Source organism: Streptomyces griseorubiginosus (assembly GCF_017614965.1).
In the GTDB taxonomy this organism is placed as follows: domain Bacteria; phylum Actinomycetota; class Actinomycetes; order Streptomycetales; family Streptomycetaceae; genus Streptomyces; species Streptomyces griseorubiginosus_B.
Map to the genome: position 1 here is coordinate 1 of NZ_WVUG01000512.1, position 3,433 is coordinate 3,433.

Sequence of the window (3,433 nt, forward strand, 5' to 3'; positions counted from 1 at the left end):
GTGCAGGGGGACGTGGAAGTGGGCGCGCCAGGGTGCCGTGTCGGGCAGGGCGCCGGCGGCGAGGGCCTCGCCGAGGTCGTCGGTGCCGTGCAGGCCGCCGGCCGTCAGGGTGCGGGTCTGGTGCAGGAAGCGGGGTTCGTCGAAGGAGGCCAGGGCGGCACGGACGGCGGGGAGGCGGGGGTGTTCGGCGTGCAGGGCGGCGGAGAGCTGGGATTTGACGATGGGGACGCGCGCTTCGGTGAGCGCGTCCAGGGCGGTGTGCGGATCCTCGAAGGAGGTGGCGAGGTGGCAGGTGTCGACGCAGACGCCGATGCGGTCGTGGCCGACGCGGGTGAGCGGGTCGATCGCGTCCGCGGTGGTCTCGACGACGCAGCCGGGTTCGGGTTCCAGGCCGACACGGATCGAGCGGCCGGTCAACTCATGGACGGCGTCGAGTCGTTCGGCGAGGGTGACGAGGGCCGTGCGGGCCTTCTCGGCGCGGTCTTCGGCACAGGCCGTGCGCCAGGCGAGCGGCAGGGTGGAGATGGTGCCCTCGGTGACGTCGTCGGGCAGCAGCCCGGTGAGGATGCGGGCCAGGGCGGTGGTGTGGTCCAGGCGTTCGGGGTCGGCCCAGTCGGGCTTGTACACGCGGTACTTGACCTCTTCGGCGCCGAAACCCTCGTAGGGGAAGCCGTTGAGGGTGACGACCTCGAGTCCCCGGCGGTCGAGTTCGGCGCGCAGGCCGCGCAGCGCGGACGGGTCGGTGACCAGGGCGTGCGCCGCGTCCTTGGCGAGCCAGAGGCCGATGCCGAGTCGGTCACGGCCGAGGCGCCGGCGGACGGGTTCGCAGTGCTCGCGGAGCTGGGCGAGGACGCCGTCGAGGGTTTCGGCGGGGTGGACGTTGGTGCAGTAGGCGAGGTGGACGGTGGAGCCGTCCAGGTGGCGGAAGCGCATGGCTCACGCCCCGCCACGGAGGATGGAGTTGCCCTCGTGGGTGGAGTCCGTGGCCGTGACGTCCAGGTTCAGGCGGCCGCTGAGTCCGTAGAAGGCGACGGGGTTCCGCCACAGGACCCGGTCGACGTCGTCCTCACCGAAGCCTTCCGCCAGCATCAGGTCGGCCACCCTGCGGGTCTTGAGTGGATCGCTCCTGCCCCAGTCGGCGGCCGAGTTCACGAGTACCTGCTCGGGGCCGTAGGCGCGCAGGATCGCGACCATGCGCTCCTCGTCCATCTTGGTGTCGGGATAGACGGAGAAGCCCAGCCAGCAGCCGCTGTCCTTGGCCTCCTTGACGGTGGTCTCGTTGAGATGGTCCACCAGGACACGGTCCGGGGGCAGCGCGGACTCGTGGACGACGTCGAGGGTGCGGCGCAGACCGGCGAGCTTGTCCCGGTGCGGGGTGTGCACCAGGGCGGGCAGGCCGTGGTCGGCGGCGAGCTGGAGCTGGGCGGCGAGCGCGGTGTCCTCGGCCGCGGTCATCGAGTCGTAGCCGATCTCGCCGACGGCGACGACCTGGTCCTTGACGAGATAGCGGGGCAGTTCGTCGAGGACGGGGGCGCAGCGGGGGTCGTTGGCCTCCTTCGGGTTGAGGGCGAGGGTGCAGTGGTGGGCGATGCCGTACTGGGCGGCACGGAAGGGTTCCCAGCCCAGGAGGGAGTCGAAGTAGTAGAAGAAGGTGGCGGGAGAGGTGCGGGGCTGGCCGAGCCAGAAGGAGGGTTCGACGACGGCTCGGACGCCGGCGGCGTGCATGGCGGCGTAGTCGTCGGTGGTGCGGGAGGTCATGTGGATGTGGGGGTCGAAGATGCGCATCAGGACTCCTTGCCGTCGCTGCCTCGGGCGCCGGGTTCGGCGGCCGGCGCGGGTGGGGTGGCCGTGGGGTCGCTCAGGGTCAGGACGCGGTACAGGTCCGGGGGGACGGCACGGCCCGCGGCGGTGCGTTCGGCGGCGTGGTCGGCGAGCATGCGGGCGAGTTCGCCGTCCCCGCGGGCCCGCCGGTCCAGGTCGGTGACCTCGTCCACGGGGACCCCGGTGAACAGGCACTTCAGCACGGCGTGGCGCCAGAGATGGGGGCTGAGGTGCCGGGCGGCGTACGGGCCGACGGCGGCGGCCAGGAGGCGGGTGTCGTTGGTGCGCAGGGCGTCCTCGACGAGCGGAACGGCGTCGGGGCCGGCGACCAGATGGGGCAGGGCGTACAGGACGGCGCGGCGTTCGGCGGCGGTGCCCTGGAAGTAGACCCGGCCGAGCGCGTCGGTGCCGGCGCGGGCGGCGTGCAGGATCAGCACGCGGGCGGCGTCGGCGTGCTCGGGTCCGCAGCGGCGACCGGCCTCGGCGATGCGCAACTCCCACGCGGAGATGGGCCCGTGGACGCCGGGTTGGGCGGCGGCCTCGGAGAGGGCCTGCTCGAGCCAGGCGCGGGCGGACTCGCCGAGGCGGGCGACGAGGTGGCGGTGCAAGGCGGACGGTGGGGTGAGGGCGGCCAGGGCCTTGCCGTGGGGACGGGGGGTGGACGCGCGGTCGGGGTCTCCGATGCTCGTCCGTCCTGCCGCCGCGCGGGCCCACGTGGTGTTCCCGGGGTCGATCTGCGACATCGCGTCTCGGTCGGTCTCCGCGTGGGCCGCCCCGGGGGTGGTCCGGGCGGTGTGCCGATGCGTCATGGGGTGCTGCTCCCTTCGGGGGTGGCGGAGGGATCGCCGTGCGGTGCGGCGTCGGGCGACCGAGCGGCTTTCGTCGCCGCGCGACGGAGGAACGGGAGGGAGTGTTCGGCGAAGTGGGGGCCCGCGTGGGAGTGGCGGGGCAGTTCGACGACGATCAGGCCCTGGTAGCCGGTGGCGGCGAGGGCAGCGAGGACGGGCGGGAAGTCGATCTCGCCCTCTCCGAGCGGCAGGTGCTCATGGACGCCGCGGCGCATGTCCTCGATCTGGACGTGCCGGAGCCAGGGACCGGCGGCGCGTACGCAGTCGGCGGGAGAGAGGGGTTCGAGGCACTGGCAGTGACCGATGTCGAGCGTCAGACCGAGGTGTTCCGGGTCCCCGAGGATGCGGCGGAGGTGGTGGAAGTCGGCGAGGGTGGCGAGGAGATGGCCGGGTTCCGGTTCGACGGCGAGGGGAGCGCCCGCGTCGGCGGCGGCCTCCAGGACGGGGGTCAGTGACTCGGCCAGACGTTTCCACGCCGTGTCCGGGTCCGTGCCGGCCGGGGTGATCCCGCTGAAGCAGTGCACGGCGTGAGCGCCGAGGTCGGCGGCGACCTGGACGGCGCGGATCAGCAGCCCGGCCCGCCGGCCCCGGTCGTCGGGGTCGGGGTCCAGCAGGGAGGGGCCGTGCTTGCGGCGCGGGTCGAGTACGTAGCGGGCGCCGGTCTCGACGGTGACGTCCAGGCCGAGGGCGTCCAGGCGTTGGGCGACACGGCGGGTTCGGGAGGTGAGGTCGGGGGCGAGGGGGTCGAGGTGCATGTGGTCGAG

The 3,433-nt window shown here is 73.5% G+C and carries 4 protein-coding genes; all 4 read right to left on the minus strand.

The window, feature by feature from the left end:
- The coding region (gene eboE / locus GRC12_RS42870) for a metabolite traffic protein EboE (protein WP_208785852.1) at positions 1–933 on the minus strand (933 nt) is incomplete at its 3' end.
- A 3-nt stretch (positions 934–936) separates the two neighbouring features.
- On the minus strand, positions 937–1,785 hold the full coding sequence (locus tag GRC12_RS42875) for a TatD family hydrolase (protein WP_208785853.1): 849 nt from the start codon (positions 1,783–1,785) through the stop codon (positions 937–939).
- Positions 1,785–2,630, minus strand: a complete 846-nt coding sequence (locus GRC12_RS42880; protein WP_208785854.1) for an EboA domain-containing protein — start codon at positions 2,628–2,630, stop codon at positions 1,785–1,787. The genes GRC12_RS42875 and GRC12_RS42880 overlap by 1 nt, the downstream gene beginning before the upstream one ends.
- On the minus strand, positions 2,627–3,433 hold an 807-nt coding region (locus tag GRC12_RS42885; protein WP_208785855.1), incomplete at its 5' end, for a sugar phosphate isomerase/epimerase family protein. The genes GRC12_RS42885 and GRC12_RS42880, both read right to left, overlap by 4 nt.